General features: G+C 74.9%; 19 protein-coding genes and 1 riboswitch. Of the genes, 12 read left to right on the top strand and 7 right to left on the bottom strand.

The features are described from left to right. Window positions 1-44: 44 nt before the first annotated feature. Entirely contained in the window at window positions 45-1298 is a 1254-nt protein-coding gene (gene cbiE / locus AB0O01_RS02205; protein ID WP_365310067.1) for a precorrin-6y C5,15-methyltransferase (decarboxylating) subunit CbiE, read from the top strand. Further along, window positions 1295-2044 carry a precorrin-4 C(11)-methyltransferase gene (cobM, locus tag AB0O01_RS02200; protein ID WP_365310065.1) on the top strand — a complete coding sequence of 250 codons (750 nt, stop codon included), beginning with the start codon at window positions 1295-1297 and terminating at the stop codon, window positions 2042-2044. The genes cbiE and cobM overlap by 4 nt, the downstream gene beginning before the upstream one ends. Window positions 2045-2199: 155 nt before the next feature. Here cobM and AB0O01_RS02195 read toward each other — a convergent pair whose 3' ends face one another. Further along, on the bottom strand, window positions 2200-3330 hold the full coding sequence (locus AB0O01_RS02195; protein ID WP_365310063.1) for a cobalt-precorrin-5B (C(1))-methyltransferase: 1131 nt from the start codon (window positions 3328-3330) through the stop codon (window positions 2200-2202). Between the two features lie 43 nt (window positions 3331-3373). Between AB0O01_RS02195 and AB0O01_RS02190 the strand changes: the two genes are divergently transcribed. Continuing rightward, window positions 3374-4135: a cobalt-precorrin-6A reductase gene (locus tag AB0O01_RS02190; protein ID WP_365310061.1), complete on the top strand. Its 762-nt coding sequence runs from the start codon at window positions 3374-3376 to the stop codon at window positions 4133-4135. A gap of 23 nt (window positions 4136-4158) precedes the next feature. Here the strand turns inward: AB0O01_RS02190 and AB0O01_RS02185 are convergent, their stop codons facing one another. Genes AB0O01_RS02185 through AB0O01_RS02175 form a run of 3 tightly spaced genes read right to left on the bottom strand, consistent with a single transcriptional unit; the run spans window position 4159 to window position 8160 of the window. Continuing rightward, the gene (locus AB0O01_RS02185; RefSeq protein ID WP_365310059.1) at window positions 4159-5874 is read right to left on the bottom strand and encodes a precorrin-2 C(20)-methyltransferase; all 1716 of its coding nucleotides are present in this window, start codon (window positions 5872-5874) and stop codon (window positions 4159-4161) included. Beyond that, a complete protein-coding gene (locus tag AB0O01_RS02180) occupies window positions 5871-6545 on the bottom strand; it encodes a precorrin-8X methylmutase (protein WP_365310057.1) in 675 nt (224 codons plus the stop codon). The genes AB0O01_RS02185 and AB0O01_RS02180 overlap by 4 nt, the downstream gene beginning before the upstream one ends. A gap of 37 nt (window positions 6546-6582) precedes the next feature. After that, window positions 6583-8160: a cobalamin biosynthesis protein CobG gene (locus AB0O01_RS02175; protein WP_365310055.1), complete on the bottom strand. Its 1578-nt coding sequence runs from the start codon at window positions 8158-8160 to the stop codon at window positions 6583-6585. Window positions 8161-8278: 118 nt separating this feature from the next. Next, window positions 8279-8355: riboswitch (cobalamin riboswitch) on the top strand. Between the two features lie 53 nt (window positions 8356-8408). On the opposite strand from AB0O01_RS02175, the gene cobN reads away from it, so the two are divergent. From cobN to AB0O01_RS02140, 7 genes are all read left to right on the top strand, one after another. After that, complete coding sequence (gene cobN, locus AB0O01_RS02170) at window positions 8409-12008, top strand: cobaltochelatase subunit CobN (protein ID WP_365310053.1); 3600 nt, start codon at window positions 8409-8411, stop codon at window positions 12006-12008. A 165-nt stretch (window positions 12009-12173) separates the two neighbouring features. Beyond that, complete coding sequence (cseB, locus tag AB0O01_RS02165; protein WP_365310477.1) at window positions 12174-12875, top strand: two-component system response regulator CseB; 702 nt, start codon at window positions 12174-12176, stop codon at window positions 12873-12875. Window positions 12876-12880: 5 nt separating this feature from the next. Then, window positions 12881-14179, top strand: coding sequence for a HAMP domain-containing sensor histidine kinase (locus AB0O01_RS02160; RefSeq protein ID WP_365310051.1), 1299 nt, complete (start codon window positions 12881-12883; stop codon window positions 14177-14179). Between the two features lie 136 nt (window positions 14180-14315). Further along, complete coding sequence (locus tag AB0O01_RS02155; RefSeq protein WP_365310049.1) at window positions 14316-15353, top strand: D-alanyl-D-alanine carboxypeptidase; 1038 nt, start codon at window positions 14316-14318, stop codon at window positions 15351-15353. Continuing rightward, entirely contained in the window at window positions 15350-16546 is a 1197-nt protein-coding gene (locus AB0O01_RS02150; RefSeq protein WP_365310047.1) for an endonuclease/exonuclease/phosphatase family protein, read from the top strand. Before AB0O01_RS02155 ends, AB0O01_RS02150 begins: the two co-directional genes overlap by 4 nt. A gap of 95 nt (window positions 16547-16641) precedes the next feature. Continuing rightward, window positions 16642-17172 (top strand): potassium channel family protein, encoded by a 531-nt coding sequence (locus AB0O01_RS02145; protein ID WP_365310045.1) that lies wholly within the window; start codon window positions 16642-16644, stop codon window positions 17170-17172. 869 nt (window positions 17173-18041) lie between these two features. Further along, window positions 18042-18947, top strand: a complete 906-nt coding sequence (locus tag AB0O01_RS02140; protein ID WP_365310043.1) for a S1 family peptidase — start codon at window positions 18042-18044, stop codon at window positions 18945-18947. 653 nt (window positions 18948-19600) lie between these two features. On the opposite strand, the gene AB0O01_RS02135 is transcribed toward AB0O01_RS02140, so the two are convergent. The 3 genes from AB0O01_RS02135 to AB0O01_RS02125 all read right to left on the bottom strand — a co-directional run bounded on the left by AB0O01_RS02135 (window position 19601) and on the right by AB0O01_RS02125 (window position 22786). Further along, window positions 19601-20419 carry an SAM-dependent methyltransferase gene (locus tag AB0O01_RS02135; RefSeq protein WP_365310041.1) on the bottom strand — a complete coding sequence of 273 codons (819 nt, stop codon included), beginning with the start codon at window positions 20417-20419 and terminating at the stop codon, window positions 19601-19603. 402 nt (window positions 20420-20821) lie between these two features. Next, window positions 20822-21355 carry an EF-hand domain-containing protein gene (locus tag AB0O01_RS02130; protein ID WP_365310039.1) on the bottom strand — a complete coding sequence of 178 codons (534 nt, stop codon included), beginning with the start codon at window positions 21353-21355 and terminating at the stop codon, window positions 20822-20824. A gap of 165 nt (window positions 21356-21520) precedes the next feature. Next, window positions 21521-22786, bottom strand: coding sequence for a hydrolase (locus AB0O01_RS02125; RefSeq protein ID WP_365310037.1), 1266 nt, complete (start codon window positions 22784-22786; stop codon window positions 21521-21523). Window positions 22787-23042: 256 nt separating this feature from the next. On the opposite strand from AB0O01_RS02125, the gene AB0O01_RS02120 reads away from it, so the two are divergent. Together AB0O01_RS02120 and AB0O01_RS02115 are read left to right on the top strand one after the other, a co-directional pair. Beyond that, window positions 23043-24209, top strand: a complete 1167-nt coding sequence (locus tag AB0O01_RS02120; RefSeq protein WP_365310036.1) for a histidine kinase — start codon at window positions 23043-23045, stop codon at window positions 24207-24209. Beyond that, window positions 24206-24868 carry a response regulator transcription factor gene (locus AB0O01_RS02115; RefSeq protein ID WP_365310034.1) on the top strand — a complete coding sequence of 221 codons (663 nt, stop codon included), beginning with the start codon at window positions 24206-24208 and terminating at the stop codon, window positions 24866-24868. Before AB0O01_RS02120 ends, AB0O01_RS02115 begins: the two co-directional genes overlap by 4 nt. Window positions 24869-25029 lie beyond the last annotated feature (161 nt).

Raw genomic sequence — 25029 nt, 5'->3', positions numbered from 1 at the left:
CCCAATCTGACGATTCTGTCGAATCCGTCGCTGCGGACGCCGTCGTGACCGTCGTCGGGATCGGGGCCGACGGATGGGACGGCCTGCCGGAGCGGTCGCGCGCCGCGCTGCTCGCCGCGGAGGTCCTGATCGGCGGCAAGCGCCAACTGGACCTGCTGCCGCCCGGCTGCGCCGGGGAACGGGTCCCCTGGCCCTCGCCGCTGCGGCCCGCCGTACCCGGACTGCTCGCCGCGCACACCGGGCGCCGGATCGCCGTCCTGGCCAGCGGCGACCCCCTCTTCCACGGCATCGGGCGCGCCCTCACCGAGGTCCTCGGCGTCCGGGGCGTGCGGGTCCTGCCCCACCCCTCGTCCGTGTCCCTCGCCTGCGCCCGGCTCGGGTGGCCGCTGGAGGACACCGAGGTCGTCACCCTGGTGGGGCGCCCGGCGGCCCGGCTCGCCGCCACCCTGCACGACGGGCGGCGCGTCCTCGTCCTGAGCGCCGACGCCACCACCCCCGCCACGGTCGCCGCCCTGCTGCGGGAGCGCGGCTTCGGACCGAGCCCCATGCGGGTCCTGGAACAACTCGGCGGCCCGCACGAACGGCTCGGCGCCGAGACCCCCGCCCACCAGTGGGCGCACCCGCCGGGCGACCCCCTCAACATCGTCGCCGTCCACTGCCGACGGGACCCCGGCGCGCTCCGGCTCGGCGCCGTGCCGGGACTGCCCGACGACGCCTACGAGCACGACGGCCAGCTCACCAAACGCCATGTCCGCGCCGCCACGCTGGCCGTGCTCGCCCCCGCCCCCGGCGAGATCCTGTGGGACATCGGCGGCGGCTCCGGCTCCATCGCCGTCGAGTGGATGCGCGCCCACCCGTCCTGCCGGGCGGTGAGCGTCGAACGCGATCCCGTACGGGCCGCGCGGATCGGCCGCAACGCCGGGCGGCTGGGCGTACCGGGCCTGACGGTGGTGACCGGGGACGCGCCCGGCGCGCTGGCCGGACTGCCGTCGCCGGACGCGGTGTTCATCGGCGGCGGGCTCACCACCCCCGGTCTGCTGGACGCCTGCTGGGCGGCGCTGCCGGAGGGCGGACGGCTCGTCGCCAACACCGTGACACTGGAGTCGGAGGCGCTGCTCGCCGACGCCCGCCGCCGCCTCGGCGGCGACCTCGTACGGCTCGCCACGGCGTACGCCGTCCCCGTCGGCGGCTTCACCGGGTGGCGGCAGGCGATGCCGGTCACCCAGTGGACGGCCCGGAAGACGGCCGACGCCCCGGCCCGCACCACCGATCCCATCTCACCAGGAGCAGACGGATGACCGTGTACTTCATCGGCGCCGGCCCCGGCGCCGCCGATCTGATCACGGTGCGCGGCGCCCGGACCCTCGCCGCCTGCCGGGTCTGCCTCTACGCGGGCAGCCTGGTACCGCGCGAACTCCTCGCCGAGTGCCCGCCCGGCGCCCGGCTGGTGGACACCGCGCAGCTCACCCTGGACGAGATCACCGCCGAACTCCTCCGCGCCCACGAGGAGGGACACGACGTGGCCCGGCTGCACTCCGGCGATCCGTCCGTGTTCAGCGCCATGGCCGAGCAGATGCGCCGCCTGGACACGGCCGGGGTGCCGTACGAGGTCGTCCCCGGTGTCCCGGCGTTCGCCGCCGCGGCGGCGGCCCTGAAGCGGGAGCTGACCGTCCCGACCGTCGGCCAGAGCGTCATCCTCACCCGCGTCGCCCAGCGCGCCACCCCCATGCCGGAGGGCGAGGACCTGGCGACCCTGGGCCGCTCCGGCGCGCTGATCGTGCTGCATCTGGCGGCCCGTTACGCGGACCGCGTGGTGGAGGAGCTGCTGCCGCACTACGGCGCCGAGTGCCCGGCCGCGGTCGTCGCCTACGCCTCCCGCCCCGACGAGGTCGTCATCCGGGGCACGCTCGGCGAGATCGCCGGGCGGCTGACGGAGGCCGGGATCCTGCGCACCGCCGTGATCATGGTCGGCCGGACCCTGGGCGCGGAGCAGTTCGGCGACAGCCACCTGTACTCGCCGGAGCGGGAGCGGCATGTGTGCTGAGCGGGGTGAGGTGATCCGACCGGGGTGAGTGGAGTCGAGTGGAGTGAGCGGAGCGGGGTGACCTGGGCGGGGTCACTTGAGCAGAGGGTGAACCCGAGCCGGGGCCGTCGCCGCGGACCCCGGCTCCCATACTCACTCCGCCGGGAGGCCCGTACTCAGCCGCCCGCCACCCCGCTCCGCCCCACCACCACCCCCGCCCGGTCGACGCACAGGACGTCCACCGCGATCGGTGCCCCGCGCAGGACCGCCAGGGCCTCGTCACGGGCCGTCACCGCGACCAGGTCGCCGAGCGGTATCCCGGCCGCCCGGCAGAGCTGGAGCGCGGCCAGCCCGGTGTTGGCGTCCGCCACACGCGCGGCCAGGTCCGGGTCCGCGCCCCCGCGCCGGGCCAGCGCGGCGAGGAACCCCTTGTCGACCTGGGAGCGGGCGGAGTGCAGATCGAGATGTCCGGCGGCGAGCTTGGAGAGCTTGGCGAAACCGCCGCAGACGGTCAGCCGGTCCACCGGATGGCGCCGCAGATACTTGAGCACGGCACCCGCGAAGTCCCCCATGTCCAGCAGGGCGTCCTCCGGCAGCCCGTACTCCTCGACGACCGTCCGCTCGGACGTCGACCCCGTGCACCCGGCGACATGCGTACGGCCCGCCGCGCGGGCCACGTCCACCCCGCGGCGGATCGAGTCGATCCACGCCGAGCAGGAGTAGGGCACGACGATGCCGGTGGTGCCGAGGACCGACAGCCCGCCGAGGATCCCCAGCCGGGGATTCCAGGTGGACCGGGCGATCTCCTCGCCGTGGTCGATGGAGAGGGTGATCTCCACATCACCCCCGCCCCCGCCCCCGTACCGCCCGGCGACGGCGGCCACGTGCTCCCGCATCATCCGCCGGGGCACCGGATTGACGGCCGGTTCGCCGACCGGCAGCGGCAACCCGGGCCGGGTGACCGTGCCCACCCCGGGCCCCGCCCGGAACACCACCCCCGCCCCGGCCGGCAGCCGCCGCACCGTGGCCCGCACCAGCGCCCCGTGGGTCACGTCCGGGTCGTCGCCCGCGTCCTTCACCACACCCGCCATCGCCCGCCCGTCCGCCAGCTCCTCGACCGCGAGCGCGAACGCCGGGGTCTGCCCACGCGGCAGCGTGATCGTCACCGGGTCGGGGAAACGGCCGGTGAGCAGCGCGGTGTACGCGGCGGTGGTGGCGGCGGTCGCGCAGGCGCCGGTGGTCCAGCCGGGCCGCAGACCGGTGTGCTTCAGTTGGGCGTGGCGACCGCCCCCGGCTCCGCCGCTCATGACCCACCCCGCTCCGGAACCCGACGAAGGGAACACATCAGCCGTGCACGTCCTCATCCTCGGTGGCACCACGGAGGCCCGGCAGCTCGCCGAGTCCCTGGCGGCCGAGCCGCTTCCGGCCCTGCGGGTGACGAACTCCCTGGCCGGACGGGCAGCAGCGCCGCGCACCCCGCCCGGCGGCCTGCGGGTCGGAGGATTCGGCGGCGCCGACGGATTGGCCGCCTGGCTGCGGGAACACCGGGTCGGGGCGCTCGTCGACGCCACCCACCCCTTCGCCGCGACGATCAGCCGCAACGCCGCCCGCGCCGCCGCCCTCACCCGGGTACCCCTGCTCGTCCTGCGCCGCCCCGGCTGGCGGCCGGTCGCCGGTGACGACTGGCACCGGGCCGCGTCCCTCACGGAGGCGGCCGGTCTGCTGCCCGCCCTGGGGCGCCGGGTGTTCCTCACCACCGGCCGGACCGGGCTCGCCGCGTTCGCGGCGGCACCGGACCCGCTCTGGTTCCTGGTGCGGTCCGTCGACCCGCCCGAGCCGCCCCGTCCGGCCCGGATGGAGGTCCTCCTGGACCGCGGGCCGTTCACCCTCGACGGAGAGCGGGAACTGCTGCGCCGCCACCGCATCGAGGTCGTCGTCACCAAGGACAGCGGCGGGGCGGCCACCGCGCCCAAACTGACGGCCGCCCGGGAGGCCGGGCTGCCGGTGGTCATGGTCCGCAGACCGCCGGTGCCCGACGGGGCGCGGGTCGTCACCGGCGCGGCGGAGGCGGTGGCCTGGGTCAGGGAGACCCAGGCCGGGCTGCTGCGCTGAGTGCGCCTCGCCCGCCTCGCTCCTCACGGCTCCGGGTAGCGGCGCGGGGTCCACACCACCTCGTTGCCGTCCCCCCGCCGTACGACCCGGGTCTGTGACGATCCGACCAGCAGGATCGTCCGCATGTCGACCTCGGCCGGGTCCAGGTCCGCCAGCCGGACGATCCGCACCCGCTCATCGGCGCCGCCGACATCGCGGGCGACGACCACCGGGGTGCCGGGGTCCCGGTGCTCCAGGAGCAGGTCCCGGGCCTCGCCGACCTGCCACACACGGCTGCGCGAGCCGGGGTTGTAGAGCGCGAGCACCAGATCCGCCGAGGCCGCCGCCCGCAGCCGTCCGGCGATGACGTCCCACGGTTTGAGGCGGTCGGAGAGGGAGATCGTGGCGTAGTCGTGGCCGAGGGGGGCGCCCGCGCGGGCGGCGGCGGCGTTGGCCGCGGTCACTCCGGGCAGCACCCGCACCGGGACCCGCGCGTACTCATCCCGCGAGGCCGCCTCCAGGACCGCCGTGGCCATCGCGAAGACGCCGGGGTCGCCCCCGGAGACGACGGCCACGCGCCGCCCCCGCAGGGCCAGTTCGAGCGCGAACTCCGCGCGCTCCGCCTCGACCCGGTTGTCCGAGCCGTGCCGCCGCTGACCCGGCCGGACCGGCACCCGGTCCAGGTAGGTGGTGTACCCGACCAGATCGTCCGCGCCGGACAGCGCGCCCCGGCTCTCCGGGGTCAGCCACAACGGCCCGGCGGGCCCGGTCCCGACGACCACGACCTGCCCGACGCCGGGGCCGGATGCGGCGGGTTCGTGGCCGGGTGCCCCGGCGTCGGCCCGACCGGGGTTGCCGGCTTCCTCGCCCGGCGCTTCCGCACCCGCCCCGTCGGCCTCCCGGCCCGGCGACTCCTCACCTCCGGGGCCCGTGCCGGGCGCAGCAGCCTGTTCCGGCCCACCGCCCTCCCGGCCCGGCGCCCCCGCAGCCGACGCACCCGACGCCACCCCGACCCCGACCCCGACCCGGCTCGGCAGTACCGCCACCGAGAAGTACGGGACGGACTCCGGGTCCACCTCCGCGAGAGCGGCCACCCGCTCCCCGGGCATCGTGGCGCGCTCCACGTACCGGCTCTCCGCCAGCCGTCCCGAAGCCTCCAGCGCCCGCCGCACCTTGGGGAAGGTACGGCCCAGTTTCATCACCACGGCCGTGTCCGTCGCCGCCAGCCTGGCGGTCAGCTCCTCCTCCGGGAGCGTGCCCGGCAGCACGGTCAGCACCTCCTCGCCCTCCGCGAGAGGCGTCCCCAGTCGGGCCGCCGCGGCGGACACCGAGGTGACCCCGGGGACCACCTCCGTCGGGTACCGGTCGGCCAGCCGCTTGTGCATGTGCATGTACGACCCGTAGAACAGCGGATCCCCCTCCGCCAGCACCGCGACCGTCCGCCCGGCGTCCAGATGCGCGGCGAGCCGCGCCGACGCCTCGGCGTAGAAGTCCTCCATCGCGCCCCGGTAGCCGCCGGGATGGTCGGTGGTCTCCGTGGTGACCGGGTAGACCAGCCGCTCCTCGATGTGGTCGGGGCGCAGATGCCGTTCCGCTATGGAGCGGGCGATGGAGCGGCCGTGCCGGGCGCTGTGGTACGCGACCACATCCGCCCCGGCGATCACCTCGACGGCCCGCAGGGTCATCAGCGACGGGTCACCGGGCCCCAGCCCGACGCCGTACAGCCTGCCCGTGCCGCCGTTCGTCGTCCCGTCGCTCATTCTTCCTCGCTCGCCATCGCGTTGAGCGCGGCGGCGGCGAGCGCGCTGCCCCCGCGACGGCCGCGCACGACCAGGTGGTCCAGCCCCGACGGATGGGCCGCCAGGGCGTCCTTGGACTCGGCGGCCCCGATGAAACCGACCGGCACACCGATCACGGCGGCCGGACGGGGCGCGCCCTCGTCGATCATCTCCAGCAGCCGGAAGAGGGCGGTCGGGGCGTTGCCGACGGCGACGACCGCGCCGTCCAGACGGTCCCGCCACAGCTCCAGCGCGGCGGCGCTGCGGGTGGTGCCGAGCCGTGCGGCCAGTTCGGGGACGGCCGGGTCGGAGAGCGTGCACAGCACGTCGTTGTCCGCGGGCAGCCGCTTGCGCGTCACCCCGCTCGCCACCATCCGCACATCGCACAGGATCGGCGCACCGGCCAGCAGCGCCGCGCGCCCCCGGGCCACCACGTCCCGCGAGTACGCCAGATCCGTCACCAGATCGACCATTCCGCAGGCGTGGATCATCCGGACGGCGACCCGGGCGACATCGGCGGGCAGTCCCGTCAGATCGGCCTCCGCGCGGATGGTGGCGAAGGACTGGCGATAGATGGCCGCACCGTCCTTCTCGTACGTGTACGCGTACGCGTGGGCGGACGGCGGGTCGTGGTCGTGGTCGTGCGTGCTCACGATGGTGTTCTCGCTGCTCTCGATGGTCGTACGGCGCTCAGGGAGCGAGGGCCGTGAGGGCGGTGATGAGGTCGGTGGGGCCGGTGGCCCGGACGGGCGGCGCCCGGTGGCCGCCGGTGACCACGGACAGGTCGTACCCCTGGCCGTGGTCGTCCGGGGCGGTCGCCACCACGTCGATGTGGTCGCCCGCCGGGTGTCCGCAGCGGCGTTCGCAGCCCGACCAGTACACGGGCAGCCGGGCGCGGGCCACCCCGGGAAGGGCCCGTTCCGCGTCGGCCCGGACATCGGCACGGGACCTGGCGCAGCCGGGCCGCCCGACACAGGCACCGACCCGGGACCAGGGCGAACCGGGCGCGGTGACGAGCCCGGTGGCGGTGAGCCCGGCCGCGACCTCCGCCAAGTCGGCCGCCATCCCTGTGAAGTCGGCCACGGCGCCGTCAGAGTCGGCTTCCGGGCCGCCGCCTACCCCCGTCAAGTCGGCTTCCGCCCCCGCCGAGTCGGCCGCCGTGCCCGCCGAGCCGACCGCCCGTTCCGGCCCCGCGCCGCCCGTCGGGACGACCACCCCGCGCCACGGGGTCAGCCGCAGTTCCCCGGCCGCCGCGCGGATCAGCGCCCGCCACTGCGGAGGAGTGATCCGGCCCAGCGGGACATGGACGGACAGGGCGGACCCGGCGATTCCGGGCGGCGGCCCGGCGCTGTCCGGCGTGGCGACCGGCTCCCCGTTGGCGGCCCGGAAGGCGATCCCGGCGACCGCGAGCCGGGCCCGCAGCGCACGGTTGAACGCACCGCGCGCGTCCCCCAGTTCGGCCACCCGCCACACCGTGGCGCCGCCACCGCCCCGGCCACTCCCGCCGCGATCCCTGCCACTTCCGCCACCATTCCCGCCGAGCCCGCCGCGATCCCTGCCACCCCCGCCGCCTTCCCCGCCGAGCCCGCCACCATCCCTGCTGATCCCGTCACCGATCCCCGCACCGAACCCGACAAACGTCTCCGCCGCCAGCAGTGCCGCCCGTGGCGCGTCCCGGTGGGCGACCCACAGCCGTTCGGCGATCCAGCGGTCCGAGTCCAGCGGGCCCGCCCACAGCACCGCGCCCCCGTCCGCCGCCGCCCGCAGGGTCACGTCCGCGCCCAGCCCGGCCACATCCCCGCGCCCGTCGTCCAGCGCGAACAGGAACCGTCCCGACAGCTCCCGGGCGGGCCCGCTCGCGCACACCTGCGCGTCCAGGGCGGTGAGCCAGGGCCGCACCCCGGTGAACCCGCGCCCGTCTAGGCCGGACAGCGGGGAGGCGACGACATTGCGCACCCGCTCGTGCGCGGACGACGGCAGCAGCCCGGCCGCGTCCAGCAGCGCGGCGAGTTCGGCCCCGCAGCCGTCGGCCAGTCCGCGCAGTTGCACATTGCCGCGCGAGGTCAGATGCAGATCCCCGTCGCCCAGGCGCCCGGCCGCGTCGGCGAGGGCCTCGGCCTGGGGAAGGGTGAGGACACCGCCGGGAATCCGGACCCGGGCGAGCGCCCCGTCGTCCGCCGGGTGCAGCCGCAGGGCCCCCGGACAGGCGTCGCCGCGCTCCCGCGCCGCTGTGGCCTGGGGAGATGGGCGGGAGGAAGCCGTGGACATGGCGGCGAGCATACCTATCGTCATTCCGGCGGTACCGTCCGCCCGCGCCACCCGCCCCCTTACTATGCTGATCGGTGGATCATCAGATCCATCACCATCGCCACGACGGCGACCAGGGGAGGAAGCCCGGTGCGACTCCGGCGCGGTCCCGCCACTGTGAGCCCGGCCACCCACGGCCGGGCGAGTCAGGAACTCCCGCCGTCCGACACCGCCCGGGGCGCGGACACCCCGAGGAAGGCCGACGCCGCATGATCCTTCTGCTGTCGACGTCCGACACCGACCTGCTCAGCGCCCGCGCGGCGACCGGCCCGGTCCCGTACCGCTTCGCCAACCCCTCCCGGCTCCCGCTGGACGACCTGCCCGCGCTCCTCGACGGCGCCGAACTGGTCGTCGTCCGGCTGCTCGGCGGGCTGCGGGCCTGGGAGGACGGGCTCGCGGCACTCCTCGCGGACGGCCGCCCGGTCGTCGTCCTCTCCGGGGAACAGGCCCCGGACGCCCAGTTGATGGCCGCCTCCACGGTCCCCGTCGGAATCGCCGCCGAGGCGCACGCCTATCTGGCGCACGGCGGCCCCGCCAACCTGGAGCACCTCGCCCGCTTCCTGTCCGACACGGTCCTGCTCACCGGCCACGGCTTCGAGGCCCCGGCACCCGCCCCCTCCTGGGGCCCGCTGGAACGCGCCGCGCGGGAGCCCGAGCCCGGCGCCCCCACCGTCGCCGTCCTCTACTACCGCGCCCACCACATGAGCGGCAACACCGCCTTCGTGGACGCCCTCTGCACGGCCGTCGAGGACGCCGGGGCCCGCCCCCTGCCCCTCTTCGTGGCCTCGCTGCGCGCCCCCGAACCCGAGCTGATCGACGCCCTGCGGGCGGCCGACGCCATCGTGACGACGGTCCTCGCGGCGGGCGGCACCCGCCCCGCCGAGGCGTCCGCGGGCGGCGACGACGAGTCCTGGGACGCCGGCGCGCTCACCTCGCTCGACGTGCCGATCCTCCAGGCCCTGTGCCTGACCGGCTCCCGGGACGCCTGGGCCGACAACGACGAGGGCGTCTCCCCGCTCGACGCCGCCAGCCAGATCGCCGTCCCCGAGTTCGACGGACGGCTGATCACCGTCCCGTTCTCCTTCAAGGAGATCGACGCCGACGGCCTGCCCGCCTACGCCGCCGACCCCGAGCGGGCCGCGCGCGTCGCCGGGATCGCCGTCCGCCACGCCAAGCTGCGCCACATTCCGGCCGCTGCCAAGCGGCTCGCGCTGGTGCTGTCCGCGTACCCGACCAAGCACTCCCGGATCGGCAACGCGGTCGGTCTCGACACCCCCGCCAGCGCGGTCGCCCTGCTGCGCAGGCTGCGCGCCGAGGGCTACGACTTCGGGGACGCGCCCGTGCCCGGCCTCGCCTCCGGCGACGGCGACGAACTGATCCGCGCGCTGATCGACGCGGGCGGCCACGACCAGGACTGGCTGACCGAGGAGCAGTTGGCCCGCAACCCGGTCCGGGTCCCCGCCGCCGACTACCGCCGCTGGTACGCCACCCTCCCGCAGGAGCTGCGGGACGCGGTGGAGGAGCACTGGGGGCCGCCGCCCGGCGAGCTGTTCGTGGACCGCAGCGGGGGAGGGGACGGCGACATCGTCCTGGCCGCCCTGCGGCACGGCAATCTGCTGATCCTCATCCAGCCGCCGCGCGGCTTCGGCGAGAACCCCATCGCCATCTACCACGACCCCGATCTGCCGCCCTCCCACCACTACCTCGCCGCCTACCGCTGGATCGCCGCGCCCGTCGCCGACGGCGGCTTCGGCGCCGACGCGATGATCCACCTCGGCAAGCACGGCAACCTGGAGTGGCTGCCCGGCAAGAACGCGGGCCTGTCCGCCGCCTGCGGCCCCGACGCCGCCCTCGGCGACCTCCCCCTCGTCTACCCGTTCCTCGTCAACGACCCCGGCGAGGGCACCCAGGCCAAGCGGCGCGTCCACGCCACCCTGGTCGACCATCTCGTCCCGCCCATGGCCCGCGCCGACTCCTACGGCGACATCGCCCGCCTGGAACAGCTCCTGGACGAGTACGCCCAGATCTCCAGCATGGACCCGGCGAAACTCCCCGCGATCCGCGCCCAGATCTGGACCCTCATCCAGGCCGCCCGCCTCGACCACGACCTCGGCCTCGAAGCCCGCCCCGACGACGACGGCTTCGACAACTTCCTCCTCCATGTCGACGGCTGGCTCTGCGAGGTCAAGGACGCCCAGATCCGCGACGGCCTGCACATCCTCGGCGCCCCGCCCACCGGCTCCGCCCGCGTGGACCTCGTCCTCGCGATCCTGCGCGCCCGCCAGATCTGGGGCGGCACCGCCGCCCTGCCCGGACTGCGCGAGGCCCTCGGCCTGGACGAGTCCGCCGCCACCCGCACCACCGCCGACGCGGCGGAAGCCCGCGCCCGCGCGCTCGTCCAGGCCATGGACGACGCAGGATGGGACCCGGCGGCCGTCCCCACCGACCACGGCGATCAGGTCGCCGCCGTCCTCGACTTCGCCGCCCGCGAGGTCGTCCCGCGCCTCGCCGCCACCACCGCCGAACTCGACCACACCGTCCACGCCCTCAACGGCGGCTTCGTCCCCGCGGGCCCCTCCGGCTCCCCCCTGCGCGGCCTGGTCAACGTCCTGCCGACCGGCCGGAACTTCTACTCCGTCGACCCCAAGGCCATCCCCTCCCGGCTCGCCTGGGAGACCGGGCAGGCCCTCGCCGACTCCCTCCTCACCCGCTACCGCACCGACAACGGCGACTGGCCCACCTCCGTCGGCCTCTCCCTGTGGGGCACCAGCGCGATGCGCACCGCGGGCGACGACGTCGCCGAGGCCCTCGCCCTGCTCGGCGTCCGCCCCGTCTGGGACGAGGCGTCCCGCCGCGTCACCGGCCTCGAACCCGTCCCCGCCGACGAACTCGGCCGCCCCCGCATCGATGTCACCCTGCGCATCTCGGGCTTCTTCCGCGACGCCTTCCCCCACACCGTCGCCCTCCTGGACGACGCCGTACGGCTCGCCGCGTCCCTGGACGAACCCGCCGAGACCAACCACGTCCGCGCCCACGTCCAGGCCGACCTCGCCGCCCACGGCGACGAACGCCGGGCCACCACCCGGATCTTCGGCTCCCGGCCCGGCACCTACGGCGCGGGCCTGCTCCAGCTCATCGACTCCCGCGACTGGCGCTCCGACGCCGACCTCGCCGAGGTCTACACCCTCTGGGGCGGCTACGCCTACGGCCGCGACCTCGACGGCCGCCCCGCCCGCGACGAGATGGAGACCGCCTACCGCCGGATCGCGGTCGCCGCCAAGAACACCGACACCCGCGAGCACGACATCGCCGACTCGGACGACTACTTCCAGTACCACGGCGGCATGGTCGCCACCGTCCGCGCCCTGCGCGGCACCGCCCCCGAGGCGTACATCGGCGACTCCACCCGCCCCGAGACCGTCCGCACCCGCACCCTGGTGGAGGAGACCTCCCGGGTCTTCCGCGCCCGGGTCGTCAACCCCAAGTGGATCGAGGCGATGCGCCGCCACGGCTACAAGGGCGCCTTCGAACTCGCCGCGACCGTCGACTACCTCTTCGGCTACGACGCCACCACCGGCGTCCTCGCCGACTGGATGTACGACAAGCTCACCGAGACCTACGTCCTGGACCCCGCCAACCGCGAGTTCCTCCAGGAGGCCAACCCCTGGGCCCTGCACGGCATCGCCGAACGCCTGCTGGAGGCCGAGTCCCGCGGCATGTGGGAGAAGCCGGACCCGGCGGTGCTGGAGGCGCTGCGGCAGGTGTACCTGGAGACGGAAGGGGACCTGGAGGGCGGGGCGGACGCCTGACGCCTGACGCCGGTGGGGGTGCCTGCGGGATCCCCCCTCACCTGCCCAAACCCCCCGAGGTAGGGTAATCAGCCCGGAACGGACGGAGGGGGTCGAGTGAGCGTCGAAGCGGAACGTGCCGCCGCAGGCGGTGACGCGGGCGGGGCCGGACGGCAGGCCCCGGCACTGCTGCTCGTGGAGGACGACGAGGTGATCCGGACCTCGGTCGCCATGGCGCTGGAGCGCTACGGCTACCGGGTCCGGTCGGCCGCCGACGGACTCACCGGCCTGGAGCGCTTCCGGGAGCGGACGCCCGATCTGCTGATCCTCGATGTGATGCTGCCCGAACTGGACGGCATCGGACTGTGCCGCAAGGTGCGGGAGACCAGCCAGGCGCCGGTGCTGATGATGTCGGCGCGCGGTGACGCGCTGGACGTGGTGTCGGGCCTGGAGGCAGGTGCCGACGACTACGTCGTCAAACCCGTCGACACACCGGTGCTGGTGGCCCGTATCCGGGCCCTGCTGCGCCGCGCCACCTTCACCCCCGGGGGCGAGCGGGAAACGCCCGGCACCGAGGGCACGGAGGGCAAGGCGGGTTCGTCGGACCGGCTGGTCTTCGGGGATCTCACCGTCGACACCCGTGGCCTCGACGTGTTCCGGGACGGGGAGCGGATCGCCCTCGCCCCCACGGAACTCCGGCTGCTGCTGGAGTTCGCGGCCCACCCCGGGATCGTCCTGGACCGGCAGACCCTGCTGCGCAAGGTCTGGGACTACGGCTGGGACGGCGACAGCCGGGTCGTCGACCTGTGTGTGCAGCGGCTGCGCAGGAAGATCGGCGCGGACCGCGTCGAGACCGTCCGTGGCTTCGGCTACAAACTGCGGCGCTGAACGCCGTGGACGCGCGGAGCACGGCCGCCACGGTGTGGCGGAACCTGTGGAACTGGAGATCACTGCGCTGGCAGATCGCCGCGCTGGTGGTCACCGCGTCCTGCGCGGTCGCGCTGGCCGTGGGACTCCTCGTCCACAACGCCACCGTCGACCGGCACCAGCGCGAGGGCGCGGCCCGTGCCGTCGAGGAACTCGCCTCCTCGGTGGCCGCCCACCGGGCGAGCGGCGGCACACCCCCGGAGGGCACCGTCACCGACCCGGCGGAAATGCCGCCCGAACTCCTGGACCGCATGCGGGGCTCGGACGACCCGGTGGTCTGGTACGACACCGCCGACCGGAACGGGCCGTGGATGTGGGCCGCCCGGCCGGTCGACGGGGAGGCGCTCGCCGTCGCGGTGCACATGGGCAGCGAGCGGATGAACCTGGCCGCCCTCGACCGGACCATGGCCAAGGTGTCGGCGGCGACCCTCCTGGTGGTCGTCCCCCTCTCCCTCGTCGTCACCGCACTCCTCAACCGCCGCCTGCGCCGGGTCGCGCGCACCGCCCGCCGGATCGCCCACGGTGACCTGGACGCCCGCACCGGCACTGGTACCGGGCGCGGCGACGAGATCACGGAGATCGCGGGCGCCGTCGACTCGATGGCGCACTCCCTCCAGAGCCGCCTGCGCACCGAGCAGCGCTTCACCGCCGACGTGGCCCATGAACTGCGCACTCCCCTGATGGGCCTGGTCACGTCCGCCGAACTGCTTCCCGAGGGCCGGGCCACCGATCTCGTCCGGGACCGGGTGGGGGTGCTGCGGGCGCTGGTCGAGGACCTGCTGGAGATCTCCCGGCTGGACGCGGGCGCGGAGGCCGCCGACGCGCGGCCCGTCCCGGTGGGCGGTGTCGTGGCGGACGCGGTGGCCCGGACCGGGCAGCCGGCCCGCACGGTCGTCGTCGACGACCGGGTGCTCATGACCGACCCGCGCCGACTGGACCGCATCATCGCCAACCTGGTCCACAACGCCCACCGCCACGGCCGGGCGCCGGTCGAGGTGCGGGTCGACGGCAGGACCGTCGTCGTCCGCGACCGGGGGCCCGGCTTTCCCGAGGAACTGCTCGCGGAGGGGCCCCAGCGGTTCCGCACCGGGGCGCCGGAGCGGGGGCACGGGCACGGGCTGGGGCTGACCATCGCCCTGGGCCATGCCGGGGTCATCGGGGCGGCCCTCGACCTGGCCAACGCGGACGCCGCCGAGGGCGGCGGGGCCGTCGCCACCGTGACCCTGCCGGGGGAGGGGCCCGGCGGGGACGGGGTGCCCGAGTGACGGGGCGGCGGGCGTTGATACACGGCGGACACATTCCCGAGCGGTAACCGACGTGCCGTCTCCGCGGGCCGGAGACCACGGCTTCGCAGGGTGGGGGACACGCGCAGTTCCGCGCGTTCGTCCCCGGAGGCAGCCCATGCGTGACCAGCTCACCCGCAGTCCCCGTCCCGGCCCGTCCGGCGGCCGTCGGCCGTCCGTGCGGACGCTCCTGCTGTGGGGCGCGCTGACGGCCCTGATCCTGACCACCCTCGGCGGCTGGGTCGTGGCCACCCGCCCCGCCCCGGACCGGGTGGGCACGACGGCCGACGCCGCCGCCGGACCCGGCGCGCTGTCACTGCCCTGGCCGGACGAGGGGCAGGCCAGCGTGATCGACACGGTGAGCGGCCGGTCCGGGACGAGCGGGGCGCAGCGCCCCGTACCGATCGCCAGCCTCGCCAAGGTGATGACCGCCCATGTGATCCTCACCGGGCACCGGCTGGGGGAGCGGGAGTCCGGCCCGGCGGTGACGGTCGACCGGCGGGCGGCGGACGAGTCGTTCTCCTCCGCGGAGTCGACGGTGATCGTCCGGGAAGGGCAGCGGTTCAGCCAGCGGCAGTTGCTGGAGATGCTGCTGCTGCCCTCGGGGAACAACATCGCCCGGCTGCTGGCGCGCTGGGACGCGGGCAGCGAGGCCGCCTTCACCGCCAAGATGAACCGCGCGGCGGCCGAACTCGGCATGACCCGGACCACCTACACCGGCGCGAGCGGCATCGAACCCACGACCACCAGCACCTCCGACGACCAGGTGCGGCTGGCCCGCACGGTCATGCGGGACCCGGCCTTCCGGGCGATCGTCGCGACCCGAGAGACCACCATCGGGCAGGGCGTCGGGACGCTCGCCAACACCAACAGGCTGCTGGGCACCGCAGGCATCGTCGGCATCAAGACCGGTTCGAGCACCCCGGCGGGCGGGGCCCTGATGTGGGCGGCCACGGCTCCCGGGAACCCAGCTCCCCGGGCCACGGCTCCCCGGGACGCCGCCGCCGACGCCGCCGCCCCAGGGGACCCGGCGGGCCTCATCCTCGGCGTCGTCCTGCACCAGGCCCCCGGCACCACCCCCGCCCAGGGCCTGCGGACCGCGTTCGAGGTGACGGAACGCCTCGCCACGGCGGCACGACGGGGAGCGGGCCGATGACCCCGACGGAACGGAGACGGACCGGGACCGGGACGGGGACCGGTGCCGGTGCCGGTGCCGGTGCCGGTGCCCCAGGGTCGGCGGCCCCGCCGGAACAGGCGCGGGACGGGACGGAGAGCCCTGGGTCACCCGACACCCCCCGGCGCCGGACCGCCCCCTACCGAGGCCGCTGGATCGCCCCCCACCGAGGCCGCTGGACCAGCCCCCACCGAAGTCGCCGGACCGCCCCCCACCAAGGCCGCTCCACCACCCCCCGCCGAAGCCGCTGGACCGACCCGCGCCGGGGCCGCCGGACCGCCGCCCTGGGCGCGGCCTGCGCCCTCGCCCTCCTCACCCACCCCCTCCTCCCCGACACCCCCGGAAACCTCGCCAGCCTCGCCGGGACCTTCCTCCCCTGGTCGGCCCTGGCCGTCCCCCCGCTGCTCCTGTACGCGCTGCTCCGCCGCTCCGCACCCGCCGTGATCGGCGCCCTGCTTCCGGCGCTGGCCTGGCTGACCCTCTTCGGGGACACCCTCACCGACCGGAGCGCCCCGGGCGGCGAGCTGACGGTGGTCAGCCACAACGTCGGTGAGGACAACCCCGACCCGGCCCGTACCGCCCGCGCGCTGGCGGCGACCGGCGCCCAGGTGATCGCCGTACAGGAACTGGCCCCGGCGGCGCGGGACGCCTTCCGGGCGGCCCTTCCCGCCCGCTACCGGCATCACACCGTCCAGGGCGGGGTCGGCCTGTGGAGCACCTACGCGATGAGCGGGGCCGAGGCCGTGGACATCATGCCGTGGCCCCGGGCCCTGCGTGCCACCCTCACCACCCCGAAGGGCCCGGTCACGGTGTACGTGGCGCATCTCGCGTCAGTGCGGGTGACGGTCGGCGCCGGGTTCGCCACCGCCCGCCGGGACGAGGCGGCCGGGCTGCTGGCCGACGCCGTGCGCCGGGACCCGTCGGCGCGCACGCTCCTCGTGGGCGACTTCAACGGCACCACCGACGACCGCGCGCTCGCGCCCCTCGTGCGGCTGCACGGGATGACCTCCGCGCAGGAGGCGGCGGGAGCGGGCTTCGGGTTCAGTTGGCCCGCGGCCTTCCCCCTCACCCGCATCGACCACCTCCTCGCCCGTGGACTGCGCCCGGTCTCCGCGTGGACCCTGCCCGCCACCGCCAGCGACCATCTGCCGGTGGGCGCGTCCTTCGCCTTCTGACCGGACGCCGACCGGGTGCGCTGTTCGGGTCGGGTTCGCGCGGGTCCGGCGGGTTGCGGCGGGCCGGGCGGGGGAGGGCGGCGCAGGATGCGGGGATGTTGCCCGGATTCCTGGCGCGGGCGGTCGAGGTGCTGCTGGGCCGCGGGCGCTCCCTGCACCTGCGGGCGGCGGGCGTCGCGACCGCGGTCCTCGCCGCCGTGACGCTGGTGGGCGCCTACGGGGTCGTGGCGGCCGAACGGGGAGCGGCGGGCGCGCAACTGACGACCTACCCGAGGGCACTGTGGTGGGCGGCGGAGACCGCGACGACCGTGGGGTACGGGGACTTCTACCCGGTGACCCTGTGGGGCCGGCTGGTCGCCGTGGCCGTCATGCTCGTCGGGATCACCGCGTACGGGGTGGTCACGGCGGCGCTGGCGACCTGGTTCGTCGGGCGGGACCAGGAGCGCCGGCACCGGGCGGTGCGGCGGGCGGAGGCGGCCGTGGCACGCGACTACGCGGAGACGGCCCGCGCGCTGCACGAACGGTTCGACCGGCTGGAGGAGTTGCTCGGCAGCGGCAGCGGCAGCGGCAGCGGCAGCGGTGGTGGCAGCGGTGGTGGTGGCGGGGGAGGGGGCCGCGGGCGCTGATCGCCGCGGGGACCGAGGAGCCGGGATTGAGGAGCGGGGATTGAAGACTCCGGACCGGCGACCGGTGACCGGTGACTGGTGACCGAGGACGGGTGACGGGGTGACCGGGTGACGGGGCGACCGCCCGCCGGTCCGTCTGCAACTAACCGGAGATGCAGCTTCCGGAGCGGGCGCGGAACCGCTCCCTTCGGCGCGGGCGCCGAACCGGACACCGGGCCCCGCGCCGCAACGAGGGCAATCCCCCCATACGGCCCCGGTCGCCCACCGCCCCCCGCATGCATTTCCCGCCGTCACGTGCGCCGGGCCCCCGGGCCGCCCGCCGCTCGCTCCGCCGGGTACGAAAGGTGGCCCCACCACGGGTCCGGCCTCCCCCGAGACGTCACCCCGCGTACCGGAATCCTCCTCTCGATCTTCGCGAATCGGCCACGCCGGACGGCGGGACGGGCCGCCGGGGCCTCTCCCCGGCCCCGGTGTGACGCTGAACAGCCATGCCTTTACCTCGCCTTGGGACAAGCGGGGACCGCCCGTGGTCCGGCGGGTGGCGCGTTTGCCCCGGATGTCCCCCGCCCGGCCGGGCGGCGGAATCCGCCGGGCGCTGACACGTAGAACCAGCGGCGTGGGCGGCCCGCCGGGCGCCCCCGCATGTGCCCCCGGATCGGGCAAGAGCGGCTTCCTGCCAACGATGTCGTGCGGATGAAATCCCTTGTGGGCGCGGCCGAAAGCCGAACTTGTTGTCAGGGACGAGTCACATCGACCATCCAACTGTCGCCGTGGCGGCCCCGGGACGCCCGTCCGGTCCCGGAGCCGGCGCGGACAACGCCGAGGGGCCGGACTGCGAACCGGCCCCGTACCCCCACATCGGAGGACATGTGAAGGTCAAGACGTTCCTGCCGTCGGACTCCGTCACCCGCAGAGCCCGTGTCGCCACCGTCGTCGCCGGTCTGGCGGCCGTCTCCGCGCTCCTCGTGCCCACCGCCGTCGCGGCCCAGGCGCCCGTCGCCGCCAAGCCGACCGCCGGCCAGCTCGCCGCGGCGAGCGACGCCGTCCTCGGCGCCGACATCGGCGGTACCGCCTGGTACACCGACAAGGCGTCCGGCAAGATCGTGGTCACCGCCGACAGCACGGTCACCGCGGCGGAGATCAACGCGATCAAGCAGGCGGCCGGTGCCCAGTCCGGGGCGCTCCAGATCAAGCGCACACCGGGCAAGTTCAGCCGACTGATCGCCGGCGGCGAGGCCATCACCTCGTCCGGCGTCCGCTGCTCCCTCGGCTTCAACGTCATCAACTCCGCCCGCCAGTACTTCGCGCTCACCGCGGGCCACTGCACCTCCGGCCGGCCGAGCTGGAACATCGGCACCGCGGTGTCCGGCCAGACCGTCTTCCCGAACTTCGACCACGGCGTCATCGCCCATTCCAACCCGGCCGCCGCCGACGGCCGCGTGTACCTCCACAACGGCACCTACCGCGACATCATCAACTCCGGCACACCCACCGTCGGGACGCGCATCGAGCGCTCCGGCAGCACCACCGGCTACCGCACCGGCACGGTCACCGCGCTGAACGCCACCGTCAACTACGGCAACGGCCAGGTGGTCTACGGCACGATCCAGACCAACGCCTGCGCCCAGCCCGGCGACAGCGGCGGCCCGCTCTTCGCCGGCAACACCGCGTACGGCCTGCTCTCCGGCGGCAGCGGCAACTGCACCGTCGGCGGCACCACGTTCTACGAGCCGGTCACCCGGCCGCTCGGCCTCTACGGCCTGAGCGTCTTCTAGGGCCTGTTGTAAAAGTGCCAGCGGGTCCGCGGGCCCGCCGCACCACCGCGTCAGGCAGTACCCGGCGGTCGCCGCTCCCCAGGGCGACCGCCGGTCGGCTTCCCGGACACCACCGCCGAGAGCGGACCCGGCGGTCGGGCCGGGGCGGGGCCGCTCCGCGGCGACGAGGGCGTTCATCCACGCCAGGGGCAGCCGGGGGCCCCGGGCCCCTCGGGGGACGCCGGGAGCCTCGCCGGTCCGCTCGACCACGGGGCGAAACCAGGCCGTTTCTCGGGCCGTTCCTCGCGGATCGTCTCCCGGAGCACCGGCGAACCAGGAGCGGCCCTGGGCCCAGTGGGTCACCCATCCGGTGAAACCCGGGATGCCCGGCATCGGAGAGGTGCTCGGCGAGGTACCGAAGGGCATCGCGCCGAATTCGTTGATCACCCAGGTAAGGCTCCGGCAGCACGATGCCGCGCTCCACCTCGAAGGACCGCACCGCCGCCCAGCCGGCCGGCGGCGCCGCCTCGGGACGGGGCGCGAAGATCTTGCGGAGGGTGGCCAACTCGGTCGGGTCGCAGGCTTCCGTGTTCATACCGGTCATCGTGCAACGCCGGGCCGAGGTGGCGGGCGTCGGTAGTTCCACGGCGGGGAGTGACCGCTGAATCGGCTGGTCAGCGCTTGCGGCCGACGCCGCCGAACATGGCCACCTCGGCGGGCAGTTCGGCCCCGGCGTCGTCCGGGCGCCAGCGATTGGCGGACACCACACCCGGGTCGAGCAGCTCCAGCCCGTCGAAGAAACGGGTCACGGCGGCCGGGGTGCGCTGCGTCAGCTTCGGCGTGCCGTGCTCGTTCCAGAAGGCGACGGCGGCATCGACGTCCGGCATGTCGGACCGGGTGATGGTGTGGGTGAGGACGAGATGACTGCCGGCCGGGAGCGCGTCCATCAGGCGCCGCACGATGCCGTACGCGGCCTCGTCCTCCTCGATGAAGATGACGACCCCGAGCAGCATGAGCGCCACCGGACGGTCGAGGTCGAGGGTCCGCGCCGCCTGCTCCAGCACCGCGTCGACATTGCGCAGATCCTCGTCGAGGTAGGCGGTGCGTCCCTGCGGGGTGCTGGTCAGCAGGGCCTTGGCGTGTGCCAGCACGATGGGGTCGTTGTCGACATAGACGACCCTGGACTCCGGCGCGACGCTCTGGGCGACCTCATGGGTGTTGTCGGCGGTGGGCAGACCCGTGCCGATGTCGAGGAACTGGCGTATCCCGCACTCCCCGGCGAGATACCGCACGGCCCGCCCGAGCAGCAGCCGGTCGGCGCGGGCGTAGTCGCCGATACCGGGGTGCAGTTGGCGGATCTGGTCCCCGGCCGCCTGGTCGACCGCGTAGTTGTCCTTGCCGCCCAGCCAGTAGTTCCAGATCCGGGCGGTGTGCGGCTGATCGGTCTTGATGCGCCGGCGGGCGTCGATCGAGGCGGCGGGCGTCTCCGTCATGCGTTGTCCTCCGGACCGGTCGAATGAGGGGTCAAGGAGCAACCTAGCGAAAGGGGTTGGCGGGCGGCGACCGGGTTGGGGGCCTTGCCCGTCCGGTGCTCACCCGGCCCTCGACCGGAGCGGCGAACCGCCCGGCCGAGGGCCGGGGCCGGACGAGGGGAGCGCCGTGCCCGGGATCGCCAAGTCAGCGAGTCAGGCCCCGTGCCGGGGTATGGCGGGCCAGTGGGGCAGCTCCCGTGCCGGGATACGGCGGGTCAGTGGGTGAGACTCCGTGCCGGGATACGGCGGGTCGGCGGGTGAGGCCCCGTGCCGGGGTATGGCGGGTCAGTGGGTCAGACCCCGTGCCCGGATACGGCGGTCCAGCGGGTCAGCGCCCGTGCCCGGGAACGGTGGGTCAGTGGGTCAGACGCCCGTGCCGGTGACGAGATGATCGCCGGCGATGCCCGCCTTGTCCGGGGCGTAGTAGTCCTTGATCCCCTCCAGCCAGGTCGCCCCGAGGATGCGGTCCTCCGCCGTGGGGCCGAAGGCGTCGAAGAGGGTCTCGATGTTGGCGGGCCGGAAGCCGATCGCGATCATCAGGGCGGTGAAGTCGGCGCGCTCGACGAATCCGTCCCGGTCCGTGTCGCCGATCGCCACGAGGGCCTCCGCGAACGCGGTGACCGCCGGTTCGAACCGCTCGGGCGACAGGACGCACGCCGTGAACTCCTCCAGGCTGATCACCCCGTCCCCGTTGGCGTCGAGCTGGGTGAGCAGGGCCGTCCAGTACCCCTCGAAGGCCGCCCGCATCGCGTCCTTGGTGCCCTGATCGGCCAGCGGCGCCGCGTCGGCCACGCGGTCGTACATGAGCGTGAAGTCCTCGGCGTCCAGAACCCCGTTGCCGTTCACATCGAACAGCGAGAACACGAGCGTGACCCGCTGAATGGCCTCGGTACGCATGACACTGTCACCTTTCTCCACCATGACCCGGGACCGACCGCCCCGGCCCCGGAGTGGCTGCCCGGTCCGGGGGCGGGTAGTCGTGAGCGGGGGGTGGTTGGCTCGAACGGGGGAGGGGACGGTGTCGTCGGGCGAAGGTGTGTCCGGTCACTCCAGCACCCCCACTCACCCCAGCACCTCCACCTCCGGGTACCGCACCCCCGGGCGTTCGAAGAAGCCGGTCGGGCGGTGTCTCAGATGGAGGTCGAAGAACGCGCTCACGGCGGTGCGCTGGGCCGCCAGGGAACGGGCCGGGGAGATCGTGCCGATCAGCTCCGGCGCCGCCGGGATCTCCAGGTGGGGGGTGAGCTGCGGCAGGATGACCTGGAGGTCGGTGTACGAGCCGTGCGCCGAGCCGCGCAGCCGCAGCGCGCGCTTCCAGCCCGTCGAGGCCGCCCAGAAGGTGTCCCAGCCGGGGACGGTGTCGAGGGCGTGCGGGCCGGACGCCAGCAGCAGGAACGGTGTGCCGACACCGGTACCGGCCACCGCGCCGATGAACTCGCCGTCGAGGTTGACCGCCGCGCCGATCCGCGGGTCGTCGTGGGCGAGCTGCGCGGCCACGGAGCCGCCCAGCGACTGGCCCAGCACCCCGGTGCGGGAGAGGTCCAGCGCCGCCGGCAGTCCCGCCGGGAGGGGGCGCGCCCCGGCGTCGGGGTTGCCTCCCCGGGCCAGGATCTCGATCTGACGGAGGACGAACCCGGCGTCCGCGAGGCGCGCGCGGGAGTGCAGTGCCAGGAGCGCCGCGATGACCTCCGGGGTCAGTTCGTCGGGCAGCGGGACGGCCCGTTCGACCCGGCCGCCGGGGAACTCGACCTGCTCCGCCTCGTAGGTGGAGTCGACGGTGACCACGGCGTAGCCCCGGGCGGCCAGCTCCTCGACCAGGGTGGTGCCCAGCGCGCGGTTGCCGCCGTCGCCGGGGAAGAACAGCACGACCGGCAGCCGTCCCGCCGACCGGGCGACCGGGGCGCCGGTCCGCGCGTGGGTGCGGATGCCCCGCCAGTCCACCGCGCCGGTCGGGATGGTCAGACCGGGTGCGGAGTGCCGGTCCCAGTCGGCCGCCGCGGCCGGGCCGAGCCATGGGGCGCTGGGGTGCGCACCTCCCCGCTCCGCCGGGTACCGGATGCCGATCATCAGCTCCCGGAAGGGTTTCGACGGGAGGAGGGGGTCGGGGCGTGAGCGGTCCACGAGATGCAGTTCGACGGTGCCGATGGGGTGGGGTGAGGTGGGTGGGGGGAGGGTTACCGGGTGGGGGTGAGTGGGGGTGCTGGGGGAGGGGGTGGCGGGGGTGGCGGGGGTGGCCTGTGCCGGGCCGGTGGTGTAGGCGGTGCTCGTCGCGGCCAGGGCGGCCGTCCCCAGTTTCAGGAGGGTTCTGCGGGTGGGGCGTGGTGGCATGGGGTGGCTCCTCGGGAGGGGTGGGCAGGTGCTGGGAGGAGCCTTTCAAGAGGGTGGTCGGGCGGGCGCCGTGCGGCGGGATGAGCCGGCCGGGAGACGGTGGTCTCCCCCGGGGGTGGAGCCTCCTCCCCGGGGAGGATCGGGCGGGTGGGTGACGTGGGGGAGTATCTACAGCAGTGGCAGCAGTGGCAGGAACTGCGAGGGGGACCGTCGCAGTGCGCGCATCGGTTGGACGGGACGTATCAGCATGACTCGAATGCCCACCACCCCTCCCGGAGAGTCCCTCGTCCTGCTCCCGGTCAGGCGGCTGCTGGTGCGGGTGGTGGAGGTGCCGTCCGTCGTGCAGGACGCGGTGCTCGCGGTGGTGCTCTTCGTGGTGACCTTCGGGCAGGGGCAGATGGAGGGTGCCCGGGGAGTGGTGTTGCAGGCGGCGCTGGTGCTGCCGTTGGTGTGGCGGCGGCGGGCGCCGCTCACCGTGTTCGGGGTGATCGCCGCCGTCGCGGGCGTGCAGTGGCTGCTGGGTGTGCAGTTGCCCGCCGATGCCGCGCTGCTGATCGCGCTCGGGACCGTCACCGCCCGTTCCGAGGCGCGGCGCGCCCTGCTGGCCGTGGGCGTGCTGGAGACCGGCGCGCTGATGTCGGCGGCGCGCTGGGCGCCCGAGGGTCGCTTCCTCGCCTCGGCCGCCGCGACCACCGCCCTGGTCGTCGCCGCCGCCCTCCTCGGGGCGAACGCACGGATCAGGCGCCGTGCCCAGGAGGAGCGCGTCGCCCATCTCGAACGCGAGCGGGACCAGCGGGCGCGACTCGCCGTGGCGGAGGAGCGGGCCCGCATCACCCGGGACGTGCACGACAGCGTCACCCACAACCTGTCCGTCATTACCGCCCTCGCCGACGCGACCGCGCACACCCGGCCCGGCGACCCGTTCCCGGTGATCGACCAGATCGCCAGGACCGGTCGGCAGGCGCTCACCGACATGCGCCGTTCGCTCGGCATTCTGCGGGGGACGGAGGCGGGCGACGACGACGGGCTTCATCCGGCGCCCGGGGTACCGGAGTTGGAGGAACTGTGCGGGCAACTGCGGGCCGCCGGGCTGCCGGTGCTGCTGCGGCTGGACGGTGACCCGGCGGACGTGCCCGCCGCGGCTCAGCTCACCGCCTACCGCATCGTGCAGGAGTCCCTGACCAACACGCTCCGGCACGCGCCTCCGGGCACCCGCGCCGAGGTCAGGGTGGCCTGCTCGGCGCGGGCCGTCACCGTGGAGGTGACCGACGACGGTCCCGCCGTCCCCGCCGGGCCGCCCGGCCGCGGCATCGCCGGGATGCGGGAACGCGCCGCCGCCTTCGGCGGGACCCACTGGGCGGGCCCGGAACCCGGCAGGGGCTGGCGGGTCTTCACCCGCCTCGACCTGGACGGCACCGCATGACGACCCGCGTGCTCCTGGTCGACGACGAGGAGTTGCTGCGCGTGGCGTTCACCATGATCCTGCGCGCCGAACCCGACCTGGAGCCGGTTGGTGAGGCCGCCGACGGCGAGACCGCCCTGCGTCTGACGCGCGAACTGCGCCCCGATGTCGTCCTGATGGACATCCGCATGCCCGGGACCGACGGCATCGAGGCGACCCGGCGGCTGCTGCGGGAGTCGCCGCACACCCGCGTACTCGTCCTCACCACCTTCGACCTGGACGAATACGCCTTCGACGCGCTGCGCGCCGGGGCGTCCGGCTTCCTGCTGAAGAACACCCGGCCCGAGCATCTGCTCACCGCGATCCGGGATGTCGCCGCCGGGGAGGCCGCCGTCTCCCCGCGTATCACCCGGCGCCTGCTGGAGACCTTCGCCCATCAACTGCCCCCCGCCTCCGGCCGGGATGTCGAGGGGCGCCTCGGGCTGCTCACCGACCGCGAGCGCGAGATCCTCGTCAGCGTCGCCCGCGGCCTCACCAACGCCGAGATCGCCGCCGCCACCCGGCTCGCCGAGCCCACGGTCAAGAAGCACCTCGGCCGGATCCTCGCCAAGCTGGGACTGCGCGACCGCGTCCAGGCCGTGATCCTCGCCTACGAGACCGGCCTCGTCCGCCCGCTCTGACCCGCCTACGAGACCGGTCCCGTCCGCCCGCTCTGACCCGCCTACGAGACTGGCCTCGTCCGCCCGCTCTGACCCGTCCCGAAACCCGCAACTCGCGCCCCGCTGGACAAAAAGGGCCGCAGCTCCCCTCCCGCACCCCAGGGGTTCGGAGATATATCTGC

The sequence above is a fragment of the Streptomyces sp. NPDC093252 genome (assembly GCF_040683675.1).
GTDB lineage: Bacteria > Actinomycetota > Actinomycetes > Streptomycetales > Streptomycetaceae > Streptomyces.
Note: the sequence above shows the minus strand (reverse complement) of the source record. Positions and strands in the feature narration are given on the sequence as shown.

Bases quoted from the DNA above. Each gene is read 5' to 3' on its own strand.
- AB0O01_RS02130 (WP_365310039.1), bottom strand. From the start codon at position 21,355: ATGCGTACCGAGGCCATTCAGCGGGTCACGCTCGTGTTCTCGCTGTTC.
- AB0O01_RS02115 (WP_365310034.1), top strand. From the start codon at position 24,206: ATGACGACCCGCGTGCTCCTGGTCGACGACGAGGAGTTGCTGCGCGTG.
- AB0O01_RS02150 (WP_365310047.1), top strand. From the start codon at position 15,350: ATGACCCCGACGGAACGGAGACGGACCGGGACCGGGACGGGGACCGGT.
- AB0O01_RS02145 (WP_365310045.1), top strand. From the start codon at position 16,642: ATGTTGCCCGGATTCCTGGCGCGGGCGGTCGAGGTGCTGCTGGGCCGC.
- AB0O01_RS02155 (WP_365310049.1), top strand. From the start codon at position 14,316: ATGCGTGACCAGCTCACCCGCAGTCCCCGTCCCGGCCCGTCCGGCGGC.
- cobN (WP_365310053.1), top strand. From the start codon at position 8,409: ATGATCCTTCTGCTGTCGACGTCCGACACCGACCTGCTCAGCGCCCGC.
- AB0O01_RS02120 (WP_365310036.1), top strand. From the start codon at position 23,043: ATGCCCACCACCCCTCCCGGAGAGTCCCTCGTCCTGCTCCCGGTCAGG.
- cobM (WP_365310065.1), top strand. From the start codon at position 1,295: ATGACCGTGTACTTCATCGGCGCCGGCCCCGGCGCCGCCGATCTGATC.
- AB0O01_RS02195 (WP_365310063.1), bottom strand. From the start codon at position 3,330: ATGAGCGGCGGAGCCGGGGGCGGTCGCCACGCCCAACTGAAGCACACC.
- AB0O01_RS02135 (WP_365310041.1), bottom strand. From the start codon at position 20,419: ATGACGGAGACGCCCGCCGCCTCGATCGACGCCCGCCGGCGCATCAAG.
- AB0O01_RS02125 (WP_365310037.1), bottom strand. From the start codon at position 22,786: ATGCCACCACGCCCCACCCGCAGAACCCTCCTGAAACTGGGGACGGCC.
- AB0O01_RS02175 (WP_365310055.1), bottom strand. From the start codon at position 8,160: ATGTCCACGGCTTCCTCCCGCCCATCTCCCCAGGCCACAGCGGCGCGG.
- AB0O01_RS02185 (WP_365310059.1), bottom strand. From the start codon at position 5,874: ATGAGCGACGGGACGACGAACGGCGGCACGGGCAGGCTGTACGGCGTC.